Annotated in this window: 20 protein-coding genes; 9 read left to right on the plus strand and 11 right to left on the minus strand. The window is 70.0% G+C overall.

Annotated elements, in window-relative coordinates:
- Positions 1 to 117 precede the first annotated feature (117 nt).
- Positions 118 to 768 (plus strand): GAP family protein, encoded by a 651-nt coding sequence (locus SMIR_RS35450; protein ID WP_168489614.1) that lies wholly within the window; start codon positions 118 to 120, stop codon positions 766 to 768.
- A 65-nt stretch (positions 769 to 833) separates the two neighbouring features.
- On the opposite strand, the gene SMIR_RS35455 is transcribed toward SMIR_RS35450, so the two are convergent.
- Positions 834 to 1,766 carry a cyclase family protein gene (locus SMIR_RS35455; protein WP_212727851.1) on the minus strand — a complete coding sequence of 311 codons (933 nt, stop codon included), beginning with the start codon at positions 1,764 to 1,766 and terminating at the stop codon, positions 834 to 836.
- A gap of 129 nt (positions 1,767 to 1,895) precedes the next feature.
- On the opposite strand from SMIR_RS35455, the gene SMIR_RS35460 reads away from it, so the two are divergent.
- Positions 1,896 to 2,858: a DUF389 domain-containing protein gene (locus tag SMIR_RS35460; protein ID WP_212727852.1), complete on the plus strand. Its 963-nt coding sequence runs from the start codon at positions 1,896 to 1,898 to the stop codon at positions 2,856 to 2,858.
- On the opposite strand, the gene SMIR_RS35465 is transcribed toward SMIR_RS35460, so the two are convergent.
- Positions 2,842 to 4,245, minus strand: coding sequence for a hypothetical protein (locus SMIR_RS35465; protein ID WP_212727853.1), 1,404 nt, complete (start codon positions 4,243 to 4,245; stop codon positions 2,842 to 2,844). The two genes, SMIR_RS35460 and SMIR_RS35465, sit on opposite strands and share 17 nt — an antisense overlap.
- Before the next feature lie 207 nt (positions 4,246 to 4,452).
- Here SMIR_RS35465 and SMIR_RS35470 point away from each other — a divergent pair, with 207 nt between their 5' ends.
- Positions 4,453 to 4,866 carry a DUF6325 family protein gene (locus tag SMIR_RS35470; protein ID WP_168489611.1) on the plus strand — a complete coding sequence of 138 codons (414 nt, stop codon included), beginning with the start codon at positions 4,453 to 4,455 and terminating at the stop codon, positions 4,864 to 4,866.
- Positions 4,867 to 4,928: 62 nt separating this feature from the next.
- Here SMIR_RS35470 and SMIR_RS35475 read toward each other — a convergent pair whose 3' ends face one another.
- The 5 genes from SMIR_RS35475 to SMIR_RS35495 form a co-directional block, all read right to left on the minus strand.
- Positions 4,929 to 5,495, minus strand: a complete 567-nt coding sequence (locus SMIR_RS35475) for a gluconokinase (protein ID WP_168489610.1) — start codon at positions 5,493 to 5,495, stop codon at positions 4,929 to 4,931.
- On the minus strand, positions 5,492 to 6,541 hold the full coding sequence (locus tag SMIR_RS35480) for a cytochrome d ubiquinol oxidase subunit II (protein ID WP_212727854.1): 1,050 nt from the start codon (positions 6,539 to 6,541) through the stop codon (positions 5,492 to 5,494). Before SMIR_RS35480 ends, SMIR_RS35475 begins: the two co-directional genes overlap by 4 nt.
- Complete coding sequence (locus SMIR_RS35485) at positions 6,538 to 7,926, minus strand: cytochrome ubiquinol oxidase subunit I (protein ID WP_168500860.1); 1,389 nt, start codon at positions 7,924 to 7,926, stop codon at positions 6,538 to 6,540. The genes SMIR_RS35480 and SMIR_RS35485 overlap by 4 nt, the downstream gene beginning before the upstream one ends.
- Before the next feature lie 110 nt (positions 7,927 to 8,036).
- The gene (locus tag SMIR_RS35490) at positions 8,037 to 8,876 is read right to left on the minus strand and encodes an SDR family oxidoreductase (protein WP_075025575.1); all 840 of its coding nucleotides are present in this window, start codon (positions 8,874 to 8,876) and stop codon (positions 8,037 to 8,039) included.
- A 188-nt stretch (positions 8,877 to 9,064) separates the two neighbouring features.
- Entirely contained in the window at positions 9,065 to 9,493 is a 429-nt protein-coding gene (locus SMIR_RS35495; protein ID WP_168489607.1) for a DUF7144 family membrane protein, read from the minus strand.
- A 241-nt stretch (positions 9,494 to 9,734) separates the two neighbouring features.
- Between SMIR_RS35495 and SMIR_RS35500 the strand changes: the two genes are divergently transcribed.
- Both SMIR_RS35500 and SMIR_RS35505 read left to right on the plus strand, forming a co-directional pair.
- Positions 9,735 to 10,019: an SHOCT domain-containing protein gene (locus tag SMIR_RS35500; protein ID WP_168489606.1), complete on the plus strand. Its 285-nt coding sequence runs from the start codon at positions 9,735 to 9,737 to the stop codon at positions 10,017 to 10,019.
- A 9-nt stretch (positions 10,020 to 10,028) separates the two neighbouring features.
- Entirely contained in the window at positions 10,029 to 10,817 is a 789-nt protein-coding gene (locus SMIR_RS35505; protein ID WP_212727855.1) for a DUF427 domain-containing protein, read from the plus strand.
- Between the two features lie 15 nt (positions 10,818 to 10,832).
- Here SMIR_RS35505 and SMIR_RS35510 read toward each other — a convergent pair whose 3' ends face one another.
- The 4 genes from SMIR_RS35510 to SMIR_RS35525 all read right to left on the minus strand — a co-directional run bounded on the left by SMIR_RS35510 (position 10,833) and on the right by SMIR_RS35525 (position 14,924).
- The gene (locus SMIR_RS35510) at positions 10,833 to 11,888 is read right to left on the minus strand and encodes an ABC transporter substrate-binding protein (RefSeq protein ID WP_212727856.1); all 1,056 of its coding nucleotides are present in this window, start codon (positions 11,886 to 11,888) and stop codon (positions 10,833 to 10,835) included.
- A 134-nt stretch (positions 11,889 to 12,022) separates the two neighbouring features.
- The gene (locus SMIR_RS35515) at positions 12,023 to 13,111 is read right to left on the minus strand and encodes an ABC transporter substrate-binding protein (RefSeq protein ID WP_211118635.1); all 1,089 of its coding nucleotides are present in this window, start codon (positions 13,109 to 13,111) and stop codon (positions 12,023 to 12,025) included.
- A 77-nt stretch (positions 13,112 to 13,188) separates the two neighbouring features.
- Complete coding sequence (locus SMIR_RS35520; RefSeq protein ID WP_101407518.1) at positions 13,189 to 14,067, minus strand: ABC transporter permease; 879 nt, start codon at positions 14,065 to 14,067, stop codon at positions 13,189 to 13,191.
- Positions 14,064 to 14,924: an ABC transporter ATP-binding protein gene (locus SMIR_RS35525; RefSeq protein ID WP_075025582.1), complete on the minus strand. Its 861-nt coding sequence runs from the start codon at positions 14,922 to 14,924 to the stop codon at positions 14,064 to 14,066. Before SMIR_RS35525 ends, SMIR_RS35520 begins: the two co-directional genes overlap by 4 nt.
- A 235-nt stretch (positions 14,925 to 15,159) precedes the next feature.
- Between SMIR_RS35525 and SMIR_RS35530 the strand changes: the two genes are divergently transcribed.
- The 4 genes from SMIR_RS35530 to SMIR_RS35545 all read left to right on the plus strand — a co-directional run bounded on the left by SMIR_RS35530 (position 15,160) and on the right by SMIR_RS35545 (position 19,372).
- A complete protein-coding gene (locus SMIR_RS35530; protein WP_168489602.1) occupies positions 15,160 to 16,851 on the plus strand; it encodes an ATP-binding protein in 1,692 nt (563 codons plus the stop codon).
- Positions 16,848 to 17,537, plus strand: a complete 690-nt coding sequence (locus SMIR_RS35535) for a response regulator transcription factor (protein WP_168489601.1) — start codon at positions 16,848 to 16,850, stop codon at positions 17,535 to 17,537. Before SMIR_RS35530 ends, SMIR_RS35535 begins: the two co-directional genes overlap by 4 nt.
- 86 nt (positions 17,538 to 17,623) lie before the next feature.
- A complete protein-coding gene (locus SMIR_RS35540; protein WP_212727857.1) occupies positions 17,624 to 18,439 on the plus strand; it encodes an alpha/beta fold hydrolase in 816 nt (271 codons plus the stop codon).
- Positions 18,440 to 18,541: 102 nt separating this feature from the next.
- Positions 18,542 to 19,372: an alpha/beta fold hydrolase gene (locus tag SMIR_RS35545; protein ID WP_212727858.1), complete on the plus strand. Its 831-nt coding sequence runs from the start codon at positions 18,542 to 18,544 to the stop codon at positions 19,370 to 19,372.
- The last annotated feature ends 236 nt before the right edge of the window (positions 19,373 to 19,608 follow it).

The raw sequence follows: 19,608 nt of genomic DNA on the forward strand, positions 1-19,608 counted from the left end.
GCCCGAGGAGTTCCGTACGGCGGCGCTGAATTGTGGGTGCGGGCGGCAGCGGTGACGATGGGGCCATGCGCGCATCCGGCGCCGCCCCGAGCCTCACGCGGCCGTGCGGGGGCAGCGATGGTCCTTGACCTGGTCCTCATCGGTCTGGCGATCGCCGTGAACCCGTTCTCGGTCACCGCGTTCGTGCTGGTGCTGTCCGCGCGGGGCGGGATCTGGAACGGGCTGGCCTTCGTCCTCACCTGGCTGGCCAGTTTCGTCGCGATCATCGCCGTGGTGCTGCTCATGACCGGCGGGAAACCGCCGCCGCCCAAGTCGGCGCCCTCCACGGCCGCCCTGGCCGCCAAACTGGCCATCGGCGTCGGTCTCGTCTGGTACGGGGAGCGCACCCGCCGCAGGAGGGGCAGGCGGCACAAGTCCCCCGGGATGATGTCCCGGCTCGACCAGATGTCCCCGTGGACGGCGGCCGGGCTGGCGCTGTTCCTCCAGCCCTGGGGGCTGGTGGCCGCCGGTGCCGCCACCGTGGTGGAGGCGGACCTCTCCCACGCCGCCTCGTACGCGGCGCTGATGGGCTACTGCCTGCTGGCCAGCTCCAGCCTGCTGGCCATGGAGATCTACGCGACTTTCGCCCCCGACTCGTCCCGCGTACGGCTCGGGCGGCTGCGGACGTGGCTGGAGGGCCATCAGGACCAGGCGATCGTGACGGTGTGCCTGCTGCTGGGGCTGTGGCTGGTGGGCAAGAGCATCTACCAGCTGACCACCTCAGCCTGACCGGCCATCACGGGACCGCCGGGGGGACGACCGCCGTCACAGGATCGCCGGGGGGACGACCGCCGTCACAGGATCGCCAGGGGATTGACGGGCGAGCCGGTGGCCGCGGGCAGCCGGAGCGGGGCGATCACGCACAGGAACGACCAGCGGCCTTCCCGCGCGCAGATCGGCGCGAGGTCCTCGAAGCGCAGATAGTCGAGCAGATGCAGCCCCAAGGCGTGGACGGCGAGCACATGCACCGGGAACGCGACCCCTCGCACCGCGCTCGGGGCCGTGTCGTTGTTGCCGTCACTGCCGAGCACCGCCACCTCCCGGTCGGCCACGAACTCCATCGCCGTCGGATGGAGTCCGGCACGGGCGACGGCCACGTCCCAGGGGCCCAGCTCCTCGCGGCGCCGGCGGTGTCCGACCCGTACGAGCAGGATGTCGCCGCGGCCGACCCGCAGCCCCTGCCGGGTCTCGGCGGCGGTCAGGTCCTCGGCGGTCACATTCGATCCGGGTTCGAGCCAGGAGACGCCGTGCACCCGGGGTATGTCGAGGAGGACCCCGCGTCCGACGATGCCGTCACGGGCCAGCTCGACGGACAGGACCCTCGCACCCTCCGGCGACAGCGCGTCCGCAGCCGGTATTCCGCCGTGCAGCGTGCCGTCGTAGATGACATGGCACAGCGCGTCGAGGTGACTGTCCACATCGCCGTGCACGTTCATGGCGAAGCGGTCCCGCGCGAAGTCCAGGCCCTCCGGGACCGGTTCGCCGCCGGCCGGAGCGGTGAGCCGGTGCTCGGCCGGATCGGCGTCGTCGGGTTCGACACGGGTCTCCACGGGGGCGGCGAGCGACACCGTGCGTCCCGAGCGCACCTCGCGGACGGCCGCCAGCACCTGTTCCGCGGTGATCGTGTCCAGGGCGCCCCGGCGCGTGCCGCCGCCGGAGGCCATGCCGCGCAGTTGGCGGTAGAGCGACCGGAACTCGGCCTCGCTCAGCTCGTCGGGCATCGGCATGTCCCCAGCCTCCGACAGAAGCCGGATTCCGGCACGCCGAGTTGCCGGGGGCAGACACCGCCGCGTTAATGAAGGAGCGACCTGTCCACGTCACAAGCCGGCGCACCGCACCGGAACGCGGAGGTCCGGATGGACATGATTCATGTCCGCGCGGTGTGCCCGCCGGATCTCACGCAACGCACCATGTCCCTGCTGGGCGACGAGCCGTGCGCCTTGAACCTGGTCCTCCAGACGGGCAGCGTACGCAACCCCGACGGTGACGCCATCGAGTGCGACGTCCTGACCGGGGCCGCGAACGAGGTGTTGCGCGGCCTGCGGGACCTGGGCCTGGAGCGCCACGGCTCCATCGTCCTCGATCCGGTGGACACGGTGTTCTCGGAACACGCCGCGAGGACCGGGGCCGAGCAGCTCGGGGCCCTGCCGAGCGCACCCGTGTGGGCGCAGGTGGAGGCGCGGATCCGGGCCGAGGGCAGATACCCCCCGAGCTTCTACCTCTTCCTGGTCATCGCCGGGCTCATCGGCGCGGTGGGCATCATCACCAACTCCCAGATCCTCATCGTCGCGGCCATGGTGGTCGGACCCGAGTACGGGGCGATCACCAGCGTCGCCCTCGCGATCGACCGCGGCTCCCGGCCGAGAATCCAGCTGGGCCTGTCGGCCCTGCTGGTGGGCTTCGTGCTGGCCGTTGCCGCGACCTTCCTCTTCTCGCTGCTCGTCCGGGGCTTCGGGCTCCAGCCGAGGGCCTTCGAACTGGGTGTCAGGCCCGTCTCGAATCTGATCAACACCCCCAACTTCTTCTCGGCCGTGGTGGCGGTGCTGGCCGGCGTCGTCGGCATCGTCTCACTGGCCGAGGCCCGGACCAGCGCACTGCTCGGCGTCTTCATCTCGGTGACCACCATTCCGGCCGGGGCCGACATCGGGGTCTCGTGCGCGTTCGGCAGCTGGGACGAGGCCTGGGGGTCGCTGCTCCAACTCCTGCTCAACATCGTCGTACTGATCCTGGTCGGGACCGGCACGCTCAAGTGCCAGCGGGCGATCTGGCGGCGGGTGGGCGAACGCCGGCACCTGCGCGAGGTCAGGCGGACGGCGTAGGAGCGGACGGCGCCGGAGGGGACGGCGTCGAAGCGGCCGTGGTCGAGGGAGCCCCGGTGTCCAGGAACTCGCGGATCGCGAAGGCGACCAGCACGATCACCACGGTCCACACCACGACCCACGTGGTCGGGTAGCTCCAGGTGAACAGCACGATCGCGGCGACCGCCAGGATCGCGACGCCGATCCACCGCTTGAAGCGGTGCACGAACCGGCCGACCGGACTCAGCGGGAGCCCAGCCGACACGGCGACGTCACGCAGGGCGCCGATGCCTCTGCGACAGCCCGTACGGATGAGGACGGCGATCCGGGACGGCCCGACGAGGAAGGCGCCGGCGGCCGTCACGAGCGCGAGCGCGCCGACCGCGCGTACACCGGCGCGCAGGAACCTGACCAGCGAGTCGAACACTGTGGCGGCGGCGTCCTCGGACGCCCCGACGGGCAGATGGTCGAGATAGATCGCCCGCGCGAGGGCGAGGACGATGCCGAGCACGACCATGGCGGCGAACACCCCGAGCGCGGCCCCGATCAGGGCCCGGCGACGGTTGCCGGCCAGATACACGCCCACGGCGGCGATCAGCACGGCGATGACGGGGAGCCAGCCGCCGATGATGTCCAGCACCCTCAGATACGTCTTGATCTTGCCGACGTCCTTCGACGCGAACACCACGAAGTCCGTGTGGATGGCCGGAATCCGAGCGGCCGGCTTGAAGCCGGCGCTGACCAGTCGGTCCTTGACCTGGGCCACGATCGGCGCCACGTCGATGGTGACCTGACCGTTCTTGGCGGACACCGCGCCGGTGGCGTTGCCCGTGAGGGCTTTGTCCAGCGCGCTGTGGGCCCGGCGGTTCGCGTCCACCCAAACGGTGTCGAAGGCCTTGCTGGAGACCACCCGCTGCACGGTGTCGCCGACCAGACTCTTCAGACCGCTGGTGATCGGGCCGCCCAGGTCGCCGAGGAGCGTGGCGACCCTAGGCGGGGCACCCTTCTCCGCCGCCGCCTGCTCCAGATCCTTGACCAGCGCGTCCACGTCGATCTGCGCCAGGACCGCGGTGGTGACCCGGTTGGTGACCGCCTTCTGCACATCCGGATCGCTCGCCAGCGGTCCCACGGTGGCGACATAGCGGTCCGTGTCCCGGACGATGCTGTTCGCCCAGACCGCGACGACGGCCAGCAGCGACAACAGCGAGGCGAGGAGAATCAGCAGGACCGAACCCGTCGAGCGGAGCCAGTGGTGCCGCGCGGCCCCCGCCGGCCCATTGCTCTCCAGAGCGCTCACCCGGTGCCGCAGCTCGTCCAGCTCGTTGCGCTCCCGCGCCGAGAGCCGCTGTTCGCCGGACGGTTCTGGGGGCTTCTCGTCCGGGTCCGGTGGAGGCGGGCTGCTCGTCATGATTACAGCAGAGGGGTACGGAACCGATCCCGCGACCCGGACCGGCCCGGCGGGTGAACGCCGCACCGAGGTGCGGCGCCTTCCGTCCGATGCTGCAATGGAATCCGGGGCCCGTGGATGCGCAGGCATTCGGGGACAGGGGGAATTCCAAGACCACCCAGGGGTGAAGCCGTGAGCGATTCTGCCGTGAGTGATGAATTCGCTGAAATGGGCCCTATCGATTACATAGTCGTCGAGTTTCCCGGCAACCGCATGACCGGCGAAGGCCTTCCCCTGCTGGTCGACCTGGTGGACCGCGGCCTCATCCGCATCCTCGATCTGATGTTTGTCAGAAAGGAGGAGGACGGATCCGTGGTCGGCCTGGAAATCGCCGACCTCACCGGCGACGGAGCCCTCGACCTCGCCGTCTTCGAGGGCGCCTCCTCCGGCCTGCTGGGCGAGGACGACATCGAGGAGGCGGCCAGTGCCTTGGAGCCCGGCAACTCCGCCGGAATCCTGGTCTACGAGAACCTGTGGGCCGCCCCCTTCGCCACCGCCCTGCGCCGCGGTGGTGCGCAGATGGTGGCCTCCGGGCGCATCCCGGTACCGGCCGTTCTGGCGGCGCTGGACGCGACGGAGTAGCACACGGCCGCCGCCCGCGCGTTCGGGAGGCATCGCCCCCGCACCTGTGAGCGCCTGATCCGTCAGTGGCCAGGGCGCTCGGCGCAGTGCTCGACGGCGGCCCGCACCCGGGCGAGGTTCGCCGGAAGGGCGGCCGTGGCATCCAGGGTCAGGCCCGGCTCGTCCGGCTCCAGCGGCTCCAGCGTCTCGAACTGCGAGTCGACCAGCCGGGCGGGCATGAAGTGGCCGGTGCGCCGGGACACCCGGTCCCGGGCCGTCGCCCGGTCCAGGGCGAGGTACAGGTACCGCAACGGCGGCCCCCCGGCCTCCCGGAACTCGTCACGATAGGCGCGCTTGAGGGCCGAACAGGCGACGACCAGTCCCTCGCGGGCCTCGGCGGAGCGACGGATGCGGTCGGAGAGGGCACGCAGCCAGGGCGCGCGGTCGGCGTCGTCCAGGGCGTGGCCGGAGGTCATCTTCGCGATGTTCGCCGCGGGGTGGAAGTCGTCGCCCTCGACGAACGTCAGGCCGAGTCCTACGGCGATCGCTTGGCCGAAGGTGGTCTTCCCGGATCCGGACACGCCCAGGACCACTATGATCGGCGGCCTTTTCCCGTCCCCTTCACCGCGTCCGGCGCCGCCCCCGGTCACGGGTTCTCGGGTTCCCGGCCCGGTGCCGTCTGCCGCAGATCCCCCTCGGTGAGGGGTTGGAGGGCCCCGCGGGTGTCCAGCCGGTAGAGCAGGACGAGCGGCGGCCCGACGAGCACCACAGCGATGACCGTGACCAGCATCAGCCAGCGCAGCGTCGTCGACGCGCCGGCCGCCTGGGACACGGTCAGTGAGGTGGGGATGAGATAGGGACGCTGGGCCAGTCCCCAGGCCACGACGACGAGGGCCACGCTGCCGATCGCGGTGACCCTCGCCCATCCCGTCGCGACGTGGTACAGCAGCCAGGCGGTGGTCAACGCGCAGACGACGGCGATGAGCACGAGGACGAGAGCGGTTCCGCCGGTCAGCCCGTCGTGGACGTACGGCGCGTCGTCGTGGGTCACGGCGAGGCCGACGATCCCCAGCACGGCGAGGACGACGAGACTGCACCAGGCCCGCAGCCGGAAGTAGCCGACGAGGTCGGGGGCGTCGAAGCGGCGGGCGTCGGCGGTCAGGAACACCGCCCCGAGGAAGGCGGTCGCGGCGACGGTGAGCAGCCCGGCGATCACGGAGGTCCCGTTGGACCAGGCGTCGGCGGACGCCTGCGTGCCGGGAGCCACCCGGCCCGTGGCGATCCCCCCGACCGCCGCGCCGAGGAAGAAGGGGGTCAGCAGCGAGGAGACGGCGAAGGCGGCGCCGTAGACCCTGCGCCGGGCGAGGCGCCGCGTGGGCTTGCGCAGGGCGAAACCGGCACCGCGCAGGACGAGTCCCACAGCCGCGAGTGCCAGCGGGAGCCACATGGCGGAGAAGACCGTCTGGAACAGGACCGGGAACCCGGTCCACATGATGACCAGGACGAAGATCAGCCAGACGTTGTTGGTCTCCCACACGGGTTCCATGGCGTGGTCGATGAGCCATCTGGGGCGCTTGCCGCGTTCGGCGCCGCCCGCGACGAGGTCCCAGAATCCGGCGCCGTAGTCCGTGCCACCGGCACACGCGTAGGCGGCCACCGCGGCCAGCAGCACCCAGGCGACGACGTCCGCGATCATTGGTCTCCCCTGTCTCCGCTGCCGGTGGTCGACAACGGGCGGGGCCCGTAAGGAGTGTCGCCCTCCAGGTCCTCGGCGGCGGCATCCGCGGACGCGCCCTCGTCGGCCAGCCGCCAGCGGTGGCTCATCTTCACAAGGAGGGTCAGGAAGGAACCGAGGACGAGGACGTAGACCACCACGACGATGCCGAACATCGTCCACAGGGACGCGGCGCGGGTGCCCGTGACCGCCTCCGAGACCCGCATGTTCTGGTAGACGATCCAGGGCTGTCGGCCCACCTCGGTCGTGATCCAGCCGCACTCCACGGTCAGCAGACACGCGGCGCCGGCGAGGGCGGCACACCGGAAGAACCAGGGCGACCGGGGCAGTTCACGACGCCGCAGCCAGCACCAGCCGTACCAGAGCGCGAGCAGTACGAGCAGGCTTCCGACGGTCACCATGATGTCGAACGCCCAGTGGGCGATCGTGGCCTGAATCACCGTCGGGCGGTCGCTCGCCGGGACGGATGTCAGTCCGGTCACCTCGGTGGCCGGTCTGAATCCGGCAAGGATCGAGTCCAGTTGGGGGATCTTGATCCCGCCGGAGATCGATCCGTCGGCATGCAGACGTCCGAAGAGGTACTCCGGTACGTGGGTGTCGGTCTTCCACACGAGCTCGGTGGCCGCGAACTTCACGGGCTGCTTGTGGAAGACGGAGCGGGCGATGGAGTCCCCGAGCACGAACTGGACGGGGGTGAGGATGGCGGCGACGGTGAACGGCACGGTGAAGCCGAGCCGGTGGTAGCGGTCCCGGCGGCCGCGCAGCAGACCGACCGCGTACACCCCGGCGACTACGTATCCGGCGGTCAGGACCACGCCGACCACGAAGTGCCAGTACTCGGGGCCGAACATCGGTGTGAAGACCGCCTGCCGCACATTGACGTTCACCGGCCTGCCGGACGCGTCGAGAGTGAAGCCGCGCGGGGTGTTCATCCAGGCGTTCGCGGCCACGATGCCGAACGCCCCCATCAGGGCGGCCAGCGGCAGGGGCAGGCCGAGCCAGAAGTGCGTCCACGGCTTGAGCCGGCGCCAGCCGTACAGGTAGATGGCGATGAGGATCGCCTCGAGGAAGAACGCCCAGGCCTCGATCCCGAAGCCGAGGCCGAAGACATCTCCCCACCGGCCCATCATCCCCGGCCACAGCAGACCGAACTCGAAGGAGAGCACGGTGCCCGTCACGATGCCGATCGCGAACTGCACGGCCATGACCGCCGACCAGCGCCGTGCGAGCAGCAGGGCTACGGCGTCGCCCTTGCGCAGCCCGCGGTAGTGCATGAGGAGTGTGATGGCGGGCAGGGCCACGCCGAAGGGTACGAGCAGGATGTGGGAGGCCAGGGTGAAGGCCATCAGCTCCCGGGCGGGGAGGAGTTGTGGCGGGCCGTCCGCGAGAAGGTGGCCGATTGCGCTGTTCACATGACCTCGGTGGTTCGTACGGGATGGCTGAGGGGCCCTGCGCTTCAGCCGCCGGTGGCGAAACCGGGGAACAGCGTCATTCCGCCGTCCACGTAGATCGTGGTGCCCACGACGTAGTCGAAGAGGTCGGACGCAAGCGCGGCCACCGCGTTCGCGATGTCGTCCGGGTCGCCCACACGGCGGTAGGGGATGAGCCGGAGGAGATCGGCCTCGGCCTCCGGGGTGTCCCAGGCGTCGCGGTTGATGGGCGTGCGAATCGCGCCCGGAGCGACGGCGTTCACCCGGATCCCCTGCGGCGCGAGCTCCTGCGCGAGGGTCGCCATGAGCATCTGCACCCCGCCCTTGGACGACGCGTAGTTCACATGGCCCGCCCACGGGATGATCTGGTGGACCGAACTCATGCAGATGATCTTCCCGGCCGAACGGGAGACCTCGGGGACGACGCCCCGCCGCAGGAACTCCTTGGTCGCTTCGCGGGCGCACAGGAACTGTCCGGTCAGATTGACGTCCAGCACCTTCTGCCACTGGGCCATGGTCATCTCGGTGACGGGAGCGTCGCGCTGGAGCCCGGCGTTCGCCACCATGACGTCGATGGTCCCGAACTCCTCGACCATGCGGGACACCATGTCGACGACCTGGTCCTCCTGCGACACGTCCGCCTCGTGCGCGTAGGCGCGCACCCCGAAGCCCTCGATCTCGCGCACGACCTCTTCCGCGGCGTCCCGCCCGGACACGTAGTTCACCACCACGTCGGCGCCCACCCGGCCGAGGCCGATGGCGGTGGCCTTGCCGATCCCGGAATTCGCGCCCGTCACCAGCGCCTTCTGCCCCTTGAGGAGAGGGAAGGCAAGGGGTTGGCGACCGTCACTGCCGCTGGTTTCCACTCGTGTCTCCCTGTGGGTGCCGACGCGGATCACCGGAGGAATCCGCTTTTCGGAGGAATCCGCACCACAACGAAAACACTGGTGAGTCGGGACGGCTCGTCGGCACGTCCGCTGTCAGCCGGTCGGGGGGCCGACCCGGGCTGAACGGCCCAATGCGCCGACGGGGTCGCCCGGGACGGCGCGCTCGGCTACTCGGTGCGGGGCTGCCGGCTCATTCCGACGCACAGCGCCCAGATGACGAAGGCGTCCACGGCGATCAGCACGATGGCCCAGACGGGGTAGTACGGCAGCCACATGAAGTTGGCGATCATCGACAGGCCTGCCAGGGTGATTCCGACCACGCGTGCCCACATCGCTCCGGTGAACAGGGCGGCGCCGGCGAGGACGACCAGGACGCCGAGGGAGAGGTGGATCCAGCCCCAACTCGTCAGATTGAAGTTGTAGGCGTAGTTGCGGGTGAGGACGAAGACATCGTCCTCGGCGATGGCGGAGATTCCCTCGAATATCGCCATCACTCCGCCGAAGATCATCATGACTGCGGCGAAGGCGGTCCAGCTGGACGCCCACGGTCCGCCGCTCCCGGTCTCGTGTCGCTGGTGCATTCCAGTCGTGGTCATATCGAGCTCCTCCCACGTAGACCTCACCACTGACCTGTGACCGGTCGGTGGTCCACATTTCAGCTTGCCATGAGAGTCACCGACCGGCAGAACGGCGGAATTCCCGGGAGGCGGCGCCGATGCCGATGTGCGGGGGAATCCGTGCGGTGCTCCAATGGAGGTGTTCCGACGCGCCGAGAATTGCCCGTCGGTCATGGGAGCGTGTTTATTCGCAGGCCGCTTTTCCAGAAAGGAAACCGCCGTGCCAGGTCTCCTTCGCGGGGTCGCCCGCACAGCCGTGGTGGCCGGTACCGCGACCGCCGTGTCGAACCGTGTGTCACGCCGTCAGCAGGGGCGATGGGCTCAGCAGGAGTACCAGGAGGCCCCGCCACAGCCCGCGCCCGCCGCGCCGCCCCCGCCGCCCGCCCCGTCGGCCGACGACATGAGCAGCAGGATCGATCAGCTGAAGCAACTCGGGGAACTCAAGGCCCAGGGTGTCCTGACCGAGGCCGAATTCGAGGAGCAGAAGCGCAGGATCCTTGGGTAGTGAGGGTCCATGAACCTCACCACTCCGGAAGGCCTTCTGTGGGAGCCCAGTGAGCGCTGGGTGCGCGGGCGCAAGGGCGAGGTCACGGTCGTCGACAGCCGGAACCCCGTCCTCGTATGGGAGCCCGAAGTGCCCGTTCCGCTGTACGCGTTCCCGCGTGAGGAGGTCCGCGAGGATCTGCTCCGCCCGGCGAAGAACCCGCGGACCGGCACGCACACCGGGTCGCGGGTCTTCTACGACCTCGAGGTGGACGGCGAACTGCTGGAGAACGCCGCCTGGACGTTCCCCGCCGAAGACCTGGCCGGCCATATCGCCTTCGAGTGGTTCCGCCGCAGCGGCCGGGGACTCGACCACTGGTACGAGGAGGAGGAAGAGATCTTCATCCACCCCCGTGATCCGCACAAGCGGGTGGACGCCCTCTCCAGCAGCCGCCACGTCGTCATCGAGATCGACGGCACGGTCGTCGCGGACACCCGCCGTCCGGTGCTCCTCTTCGAGACCGGCCTGCCGACGCGGTACTACATACCGCGTGAGGACGTCCGCCTCGACCTGTTCGTCCCCAGCGACCTCAGCACGGGGTGCCCCTACAAGGGCACCGCCGAGTACTGGTCGTGGCGGCGCGGCGACGCCCCCGAGAACCTCGTGTGGAGTTACCCGCAGCCACTGCCCGCGGTGGGCGCCGTCAAAGGCCTCCTCGCCTTCTACAACGAAGCGGTCGACATCACCGTGGACGGGGAACGCCTGGAGCGCCCCGTCACCCCGTTCACCTCGACAATCTCGGCGCGACCGGCGACGTGAGGGCGGCGCGGGCCGCTACTCGGCCTTGTTGACGAAGTCATCGGTGTAGGTCTTCGACAGGTCGACGGCGTGACCCTTGACCGTCGGGTCGAAGGCGGAGAGGACCTTGTAGACGGTCTCGGGACCGTCGGCGGGCATCAGACCGTCGGGGGAGTACATGCCCTTCTCGTTCTGGAGCGCCTTGGTGTAGACGGCCTTGCCGACGCCCGCGTAGTAGGCGGCCGGCATCCTGTCGGCGATCTCGGCGGCGGAGTGGGCCTGGATCCACTTGAGCGTCTCGACGTAGACGTCGACCAGCTTCTGCACCACCTCCGGGTTCTTCCGGACGTACCCGGTGGTGAGGTAGAGACACGAGGCCGGGTAGGTGCCGCCGAGCGTGGCCTTCGCGCCCGCGGCCGTGCGCAGGTCGATCAGCGGCTTGGCCAGCTTCTTCCGCTCCAGCAGCGAGACGGTCGGCTCGGTGGTCATCCCGGCGTCGATCTGCTTGTTCTGCATCGCCGCCACGAAGGTGGAGCCCGCGCCGACGGCGACCGACGTGGCGCTGCCCGCCTCGACGCCGTTCTTCTCCTCCAGGTACTGGGTGAGGAAGCTGGTGGAGGAGCCGAGGCCGGTCACGCCCAGGTGCTTGCCGCCGAAGTCCGCCGGGCTCTTGACGCTGCCCGCCTGGTCGGTGCGGACCATCTCGACCTCGCCGGGGGCGCGGAGCAGTTGCACGACGGACTCGGTGGACCTGCCCTTGGACCGCAGGTCGACGGTGTGGTCGTAGAACCCGACCACCGCGTCCACCTGGCCGGAGATCATGGCGGTCTCGGCCTCGACCCCGTCCGGCTCGTCGTAGAACCGCACATCCAGGCCCTGCGCCTCGTAGTAGCCGAGCTCCCGGGCAAGCATCACCGGCAGGTAGATCTGCTTGTCGAGGCCCCCGACCATGATCCGCACCGCGGGCGTGCCGTCGCCGTTCCCGGACGCGACCGCGGCGCTGGACCTGCCCCCTCCGCTGCAGGCGGGCACGGCCAGCGCGAGGGCGGCGCAGACGGCCCTGGCGAGCAAGGACGTGGTGACCGGCTTCATCACTGGTCTCCTTTGCGAGCGGGTGGGCGGGCAGATGTGGGCGTGGCGCAGAAGGTACCCGCCCGAGTGCTCGTGCTCACGGCCCGGGGCCGCCCAGGTGGCAGGTACCTGGGCGGCCCCGTGATCGGCGAGGCTCAGCCGTTCGGTCCTGCCGGGGTCGTGGTGGTCTTGAAGCCCTCGGTCTTGTTGGCCTGGATGGCGAAGTCATTGGTGAACGTCTTGCTGAGGTCCACCGACCCCTTCACGTTGCCGACCAACTGCTCTGTCGCCAGAGAGGTCTTCGGACCTCCGGCCGGCATGAGGCCGTCCGGGAGGAACTGACCCTTGTCCTGGGTCAGGGCCGAGATGTAGTCGGCCTTGGTCACCAACTGGTTCGACACGAACGACGCCGGCAGCTTGTTGGCGATGTCGGCCGCGCTGTGCGTGTTGATCCAGTGCATGGTGGCGACGAGCGCGTCGACGACCTTCTGCGTCGCGTCCTTGTGCGAGTTCACCCAGTCGGTGCGGGCGATCACACTGGCCGCGGGATAGGCACCGCCCATCGCCTGCGTGGCGCCGGCCGTGGTGGCCAGGTCGATCGCGGAGGCACCGACACCCTTCTTCTGGATCGCGGCGACCGTCGGCTGCGTCGTCATGACGCAGTCGACCTTGCCGTTCTGCAGCGCGGCGATGGCCGTGGATCCCGCGCCGACCCCGATCCGGTGGTACTGGCTGGTCTTGACGCCCTTTTTGGCGGCCAGGAACTGGGTGAGGGTGTCGGTGCCCGAACCCAGGTCGGTGACACCGAGGGTCTTGCCCTTCAGGTCGGCGCCCGAGGTGACGCCCGACTTCTTGGAGCACATCTCACGCTCGCCCGGCGCGCCGGAGAGCTGGACGACGTCCTCGACGGCCTTCCCCTTCGCCTGGAACTCGATCGTGTGGTTGTACCAGGCACCCGCCATGTCCACCTGCCCCGAGGCCATGGCTTCCTCGGCGCCGACGCCGCCGTCCTGCTCGGTGCTCAGCTGGACGTTGACGCCGTACTTCTTGTAGAAGCCGAGCTGCTGGGCGAGTTGGTACGGCAGGTAGATCTGCTTGTCGAGGCCGCCGGCCATGAGCCTGACGGTCGGCGTGGAGCCCGAACCGCCGCTCGCGGCGGATGAGTTGCCGGAACAGGCGCTGACCGCGCCGAGGGCGAGAACGGTGAGCAGAGACGCGGCGACGGCGACGGGTCGTCTGGACATGGCTGACCACATTCCTTTGCTGAGGGTTCTGAGATGAAGCTGAGGGTTCTGAGATGAAGGGGGGAACTATGGGGGTGTCAGAGGGAGTTCGCCTCGGACGGCGCCGGCGGGCGCCACGACAGCAGCCGGTGCTCCAGCTTGCTGATCAGCCACTCGGCGCCGAGCACGATGACCGAGATGACGAGCATCGTCGCGAACACGCCGTTGGGGTCGAACTGGTTCTGGGCGGTCTTGATGACCAGGCCGAGCCCGCTCTGCGCGCCGAGCACCTCGCCGACCAGCGCGCCGACGATGGCGAAGCCGAAGGCGCTGTGCAGGCTGGCGATGATCCAGGTGAGCGCGGAGGGCACGGTGACGTGCCGGATGATCTGCAACTGCGAGGCGCCGAGCACCTTGGCGTTGGCGAGGATGTTGCGGTCGACCTCACGGACGCCCTGGAAAGCGTTGAAGAAGACGATGAAGAACACCAGCACCGCGGCGAGCAGGATCTTCGGCAGCACGCCGATGCCGAACGCGACGATGAAGATCGAGCCGAGGACGATACGCGGGATCGCGTTGACTATCTTGATGTAAGGGCCGAGCACATCGGCGAGGAACCGGCTCTGGCCGAGTGCGACGCCGAAGATCACGCCGGCGACGGCCCCGAGGGCGAAGCCGACGAGCGCCTCCTGGATCGTTGTCCAGATGTTCGAGTAGAAGGACCCGAACTCGGTGCCGTGCTGGAAGAGGTCGACCAGCCGCTTGGCGATGCCGGACGGCTGCCCGAAGAAGAACGGGTCGACGATCCCCCAGGTGGTGAACGCCTGCCAGCCGCCGATGACGAAGGCCGCGAGGCCGATACGGCCCGCCCACACCAGCGCGATGCGCCGTCGGGCGGCGCGTTTGGCGGCGGCCGCGGCAGAGGACGGTGCGCCGTCCTTTACCAGCGGGGCGGAAACTGCGGACGTCGTGCTCATGCCGTACCTCCTGCGGTGCGTGCGTAGGCGCGCTCCACCTCCTCGCGCAGCGTTTCCCAGATCTGGTGCTGGAGTTCGATGAAGCGGGGCTGGAAGCGGATCTCCTGGACCGCGCCGCGCGGGCGGGGCAGGTCGATGTCGAAGACCGCCTTGACCGATCCGGGGCTGGACGTCATGACGACGACCCGGTCGGCGAGCGCCACGGCCTCGTCGAGGTCGTGGGTGATGAAGATGACCGACGGACGGATCTGCTCCCACAGGCCCAGCAGCTCGGTCGACATGATCGCCTTGGTCTGCACGTCCAGGGCGCCGAACGGCTCGTCCATGATCAGGATCTTCGGTTCGTTGATCAGGGCCGCGGCCATCGCCACGCGCTTGCGCATACCGCCGGAGAGCTGGTGCGGGTAGCGGTCCTCGAACCCGGACAGGCCCACCCGGCGCAGCCAGTCGCGCGCCGAGACCTGGGCCTTCTGCTTGGGGACGCCGCGGAAGACCGGGCCCATCAGCACATTGCCGAGGACGGTCTTCCAGGGCAGCAGCGCGTCGGTCTGGAACATGAAGCTGACGCCGTCGGTGACACCGTCCACCTCACGGCCGCCGACCTTGACCGAGCCCTCGCTGGGCCGGTCGAGCCCGGAGACCATGCTCAGGGTCGTCGACTTGCCGCAGCCCGTCGGGCCCACCACCGCGCAGAACTGGCCAGGCTCCACGGTGAACGAAACGTCCTGCAGCGCCGTGAACACCTCACCCGCGGGAGTCAGAAATCGTTTGGTGAGCCCTGAAATCTCGACTCGCGCGCTGTCCTGGCCGCTTTTGTCGGCGACCGTGCTCAACGCGGCATCGTTTCGCGAAGCCATCTGAGGCCGTCTCCTTCCTAACCTCGGGGTCGAGGAAGGCAGACGCTAGAGGCCGCCCCGTATTACGTCGCTGTTTCAGACGTATCTCGCGTTAGTTGTGTTAACCGGGGTTCTGCACGTTCTGCTCAGCGGGCCAGGGGTGGGCAGGATGTCTCTGGTGGGGCACAATCACGCCACCACGGGTTACGGCGAAGGGGCCGGGCCCGGCAGCAAGACAAGGGCGAAGGCACCTGTGATGCCCATCCGAATCCGGATCGGCCGCGCCGGGAAGGGGAGGCTCTCCGCGCGGATCCTGGCCAACCAGCTGGCCATCCTGGCCCTCTCCGGAGCCATCGGTTTCGTACTGTTCGCGTTCGCTCAGCGGGCCGAGATCGACCGCTCCTACGAGCAGCGGGCGCTGGCCATCGCACAGACCACGGCCGCCGAGCCGCAGATCCAGCAGGCCATGGAGTACGGCGGAGGCGGCGACATCGTGCAGACCGTCGCCGAACGGATCCGGAAGGCGTCGAAGGCGTCGTACGTGGTCGTGATCGACCTGCACGGCATCCGCCACTCGCATCCCACCCCGGCACTGATCGGCGAGCCGGTGGGCGAGCCGATCGCGGTGCTGGACGGCCTCCCGCACGTCGGCTCCGATCACGGCGCGACCGGGCGGTCCGCCAACGGCAAGGCTCCGCTCAAGGGGCCCACGGGCACGCTGGTCGGCGAGGTGTCGGCCGGCATTCCGGAACGCGACGTACTAGGCGAGCTGTGGCGGGAGCTGCCCACCTTCGGTCTGTATGCCACGATCGCCACCGCGCTCGGCTCGGTGGCCGCGTTCCTGCTGGCCAGACGCCTGAAGCGGACGACGTTCGGGCTGGAGCTGGAGGAGATCGCCGGGCTGCTGCAGGACCGGGAGGCGATGCTGCACGGCATCCGGGAGGGCGTGATCGCCTTCGACCCCGAGGGCCGGGTCACCGTCATCAACGACGAGGCCCGCCATCTGCTCGGTCTCGGCACGGCACTGGGCAGCCGGCTGGACGAGCTCCTGCCCGAGGGGCGGCTGCATCGGGCACTGGACGGCAGCCTCACCGGGACCGACATCACGGTCCTCACCGACGACCACTGCCTGGCCGTCAACCGGATGCCGGTGACGCTGCACGGCCGCGCGCTGGGAGCGGTGGTCACCGTGCGCGACCGCACCGAAATGGTCGGACTGCTCAGGGAGCTGGACTCGGTACGCGGGCTGACGGACGCGCTGCGGGCCCAGCAGCACGAGTTCACCAACCGGATGCACACCCTGGCCGGGCTGCTGGACGTGGGGGAGTACGAGTCCGCGTACGAGTACGCCGTCGAGCTGGCCGGAGCCGACCAGGAGCTGACCGAGTCGGTGCGCGAGCACATCGGCAACGCCCTGATGGTGGGTCTGATCGTGGCCAAGACGACGGTCGCCGCCGAGCGCGGCGTACGGATCGTGCTGGGCGAGGACTCCGCGCTCGGCGAGCAGCCGCCGCATCTGCACCGGCTGCTGACCATCGTCGGCAACCTGCTGGAGAACGCCCTCGACGCCGCGGTCGGCGGACCGGCCCCGGCGGGCGGCCGGGAGGTACGGCTCACGGTCGTCGAGGCCACCACGGAGGTACTGGTGCGGGTGGCCGACACCGGACCCGGCATCCCGCCGGGCGCGGCCGAGTCCATCTTCGAGGACGGCTGGTCGACCCGGCCGGACCGTGGCACCGCCCGGCGCGGCCTCGGACTGGCCCTGGTCCACCGGCTGGTCCAGCGGCACGGCGGCACCATCACGGTCAGCGAGGGGCCCGGGGCGGTCTTCACCGTGACGCTGCCCCTGCCGGACGTCGCGCCCGCGCCGCAGGGCGCACTGTTCACGACGGCCCCGCTGGTACCGGCGGGTGCCCTGGCCGCGGCCGATGGAGGGGAGCGCTGGTGATACGGACCCTGGTGGTGGACGACGACTTCCGGGTGAACGGACTCCACTGCACATACGTGGCCCGCGTCGAGGGCTTCGAGGTCGTCGGCCAGGTGGCGAACGTGGCCGAGGCGCTGGACGCCGTCCGTACGCTCCACCCGGAACTGCTGCTCCTCGACATCTTCCTGCCCGACGGCAGCGGCCTCGACGTGCTGCGACAGCTGACCGGCGACGCGGGTGGCGCCCGCCCCGACGCCATCGTGATCACGGCCGACCGGGACATCACCTCCGTACGGACCGCGATGAAGCTCGGAGCCGTCGGATACCTCGTCAAGCCCTTCGGTGCCGACGCCCTGGCCGAGCGGCTCGCCGCCTACCGCGCACTCCAGCACCGGGTGGACGTCCTGGGCCCGGAGGCGGAGACCGACCAGGCCGACGTGGACGCCCTGTTCAGCGTCGTCCGCCCCACCGCCCTGCCCGCCGTACCGGCCAAGGGTCACTCCGCGCCGACCCTCGCCCTGCTCCACGAGGCGGTCCGCACCGCCCGCCGGGACGTGTCGGCGGCCGAGGCGGCGGAACTCACCGGCGTCTCCCGCGCCACGGCCCAGCGCTACCTGTCCTACCTCGTCCGGGAGGGCATGGTCCGACTGGAGCTCCGCTACGGCGCGACCGGCCGCCCCGAACACCGCTACCGCACCGTGTCCTGACATCGCGACCGGTGCCTGCGGCGCACACCGAAGGCATGCTCACGGCGGGCCGCTCCCGTCCTGCCCTCCACCCACAGGAGTCACGCATGCCCCTGCTGCGTACAGGCGACCTGGACCTCTACCACCAGGTCGTCGGGGAGGGCGACCCGCTCGTCCTCGTCCACGGTTCGTGGAGCGACCACACCTCGTGGCAGCCCGCGATCGAGGCCGACCTCCGTGCGTCGTTCCGGGTGGTCACCTATGACCGCCGGGGTCACGGGAAGAGCGAAGCGGGGCCGGGCCCGGGCACCCGCCGACAGGACGAGGACGACCTCGAGGCCCTGATCGAGCGGCTCGGACCCGCGCCCGCGCACGTGGCGGGCAGTTCCTTCGGCGGGTCGATCGCACTGGGGCTTGCGGCGCGCCGGCCGGAGTTGTTCCGCAGCGTCACGGTCCACGAGCCCCCGCTCGTCGCGATCGTGACCGACGACCCGGACGCACTGGGACAACTGCGCCCGACGCAAGCCTCGATGGACGCCGTGCTCGCCCATCTCCGCAAGGGCGAGCACCGGCAGGGCGCACGGCGGTTCGTGGAGGAGGTCGCCATGGGACCCGGCACCTGGGACCGGCTGCTCGCCGCCGTGCGCGAGACGTTCGTGCACAACGCGCCCACCTGGCTGGACGAACAGTCCGACCCCGACTGGGCGGAGATCGATACCGACACCCTCGCCCGGTGCGCCGCACCGGTACTGCTCAGCGGAGGCACCCAGAGCCCGGTGTGGTTGGCGACGATCCTCGACCGGCTGGCCGCGGCCCTGCCGCGGGCGCGGCGGCAGACCGTCGAAGGGGCGGGACACATTCCCCATGTCACCCAACCGCGGCGGTACGTCGACGCCCTCACCCGCTTCGTCCGGGCGTCCTGAGGCGCGGGCCCCGCCGCTCGTCGGTACTGTCGGAAGTGATCGCCGCTCGCTCTCCGCTCCTGGTTCCCCGACCGGGCGGCGGAGCGAAGGAGGCAGGGTGTCGTGACCGTGATCTCCCTGAAGTCCGCCCAGGTGCGGGAAGGACTCACGCTGCCCTACGCCGAGGCCGGCTACCCCAGTGGCACACCGGTCGTCTTCGTGCACGGGCTCGGTGACTCCTGGTGGGCCTTCGAGCCCCTCCTCAGGCGCCTTCCGGCCGCCCTGCGCGGTTACGCGCCCACCCAGCGCGGCCATGGCGACGCCGACCGACCTCCCGAGGGCTACACGCCCGAGGACTACGCCTTCGACCTCGTCGCCTTCCTGGACGCCGTCGACATCGACCGCGCCGTGCTCGTCGCGTCCTCCGGCGGCGGCGTGCCCGCCCGGATGGTCGCGGGCAGCCATCCCGACCGGATCTCGGGGCTGGTGCTGATCGGCGTACCCGGCACGCTCGAGGACAAGCCGGCGGTGACCGGGATGCGGGAGGCCGTCGAAGGGCTCCGCGACCCCGTACCCCGCGAGTTCGTCGAGGAGTTCGTCTCCGGCGCGGTGGACCGGCCCGTCGCCAGGGGCCTCGTCGAGACGATGATCGACGAAAACCTCAAGGTCCCCGCGTACGTCTGGCAGGAGACCCTGCGCGGACTGCTCGACACCGATCTGCGCGCGACCCTCGCGGGCATCCTGGTGCCCACCCTCGTCATCTGGGGCGACCAGGACGACCTGCTGCCCCGCGGCGACCAGCAGACCATCCTGGACGCCATCCACGGTTCACGCCTGATCGCCTACGAGGGCGCCGGGCACGACGTCCACTGGGAGCAGCCCGACCGTGTGGTCGCCGACCTCGCCGCCTTCGTCGCACACCTCGAACACCCCGCGACTCCCGGCCCGTCATGAAGGCGTGCGGGACGGCCGATTGGCCAGTTACTTATTGAATACCCGGGGTTACATCCACCTGGCCCACAAGACTTGCTATCGTGTTACTCGTTGGTAGCAAGCCGAACGAGGGTCACGAGGGGCCGGCGTATGCATCGCCGCTGCTCCTCGGGCGGGTTGGTCGAGACGGACTGTCCGGCAAGGGGGCCGGGCGGCCACGGCGCCTGCGTATACGCACCCCGCGGCCTTCGAACTCC

Origin of the sequence: Streptomyces mirabilis (genome assembly GCF_018310535.1) — a bacterium.
Lineage (GTDB): Bacteria > Actinomycetota > Actinomycetes > Streptomycetales > Streptomycetaceae > Streptomyces.

Excerpts from the sequence above, each read along its gene's own strand:
- SMIR_RS35450 (WP_168489614.1), top strand. The coding sequence starts at position 118 with ATGGTCCTTGACCTGGTCCTCATCGGTCTGGCGATCGCCGTGAACCCG.
- SMIR_RS35455 (WP_212727851.1), bottom strand. The coding sequence starts at position 1,766 with ATGCCGATGCCCGACGAGCTGAGCGAGGCCGAGTTCCGGTCGCTCTAC.
- SMIR_RS35460 (WP_212727852.1), top strand. The coding sequence starts at position 1,896 with ATGGACATGATTCATGTCCGCGCGGTGTGCCCGCCGGATCTCACGCAA.
- SMIR_RS35465 (WP_212727853.1), bottom strand. The coding sequence starts at position 4,245 with ATGACGAGCAGCCCGCCTCCACCGGACCCGGACGAGAAGCCCCCAGAA.
- SMIR_RS35470 (WP_168489611.1), top strand. The coding sequence starts at position 4,453 with ATGGGCCCTATCGATTACATAGTCGTCGAGTTTCCCGGCAACCGCATG.
- SMIR_RS35480 (WP_212727854.1), bottom strand. The coding sequence starts at position 6,541 with ATGATCGCGGACGTCGTCGCCTGGGTGCTGCTGGCCGCGGTGGCCGCC.
- SMIR_RS35485 (WP_168500860.1), bottom strand. The coding sequence starts at position 7,926 with ATGGCCTTCACCCTGGCCTCCCACATCCTGCTCGTACCCTTCGGCGTG.
- SMIR_RS35495 (WP_168489607.1), bottom strand. The coding sequence starts at position 9,493 with ATGACCACGACTGGAATGCACCAGCGACACGAGACCGGGAGCGGCGGA.
- SMIR_RS35505 (WP_212727855.1), top strand. The coding sequence starts at position 10,029 with ATGAACCTCACCACTCCGGAAGGCCTTCTGTGGGAGCCCAGTGAGCGC.
- SMIR_RS35510 (WP_212727856.1), bottom strand. The coding sequence starts at position 11,888 with ATGAAGCCGGTCACCACGTCCTTGCTCGCCAGGGCCGTCTGCGCCGCC.
- SMIR_RS35515 (WP_211118635.1), bottom strand. The coding sequence starts at position 13,111 with ATGTCCAGACGACCCGTCGCCGTCGCCGCGTCTCTGCTCACCGTTCTC.
- SMIR_RS35520 (WP_101407518.1), bottom strand. The coding sequence starts at position 14,067 with ATGAGCACGACGTCCGCAGTTTCCGCCCCGCTGGTAAAGGACGGCGCA.
- SMIR_RS35525 (WP_075025582.1), bottom strand. The coding sequence starts at position 14,924 with ATGGCTTCGCGAAACGATGCCGCGTTGAGCACGGTCGCCGACAAAAGC.
- SMIR_RS35530 (WP_168489602.1), top strand. The coding sequence starts at position 15,160 with ATGCCCATCCGAATCCGGATCGGCCGCGCCGGGAAGGGGAGGCTCTCC.
- SMIR_RS35540 (WP_212727857.1), top strand. The coding sequence starts at position 17,624 with ATGCCCCTGCTGCGTACAGGCGACCTGGACCTCTACCACCAGGTCGTC.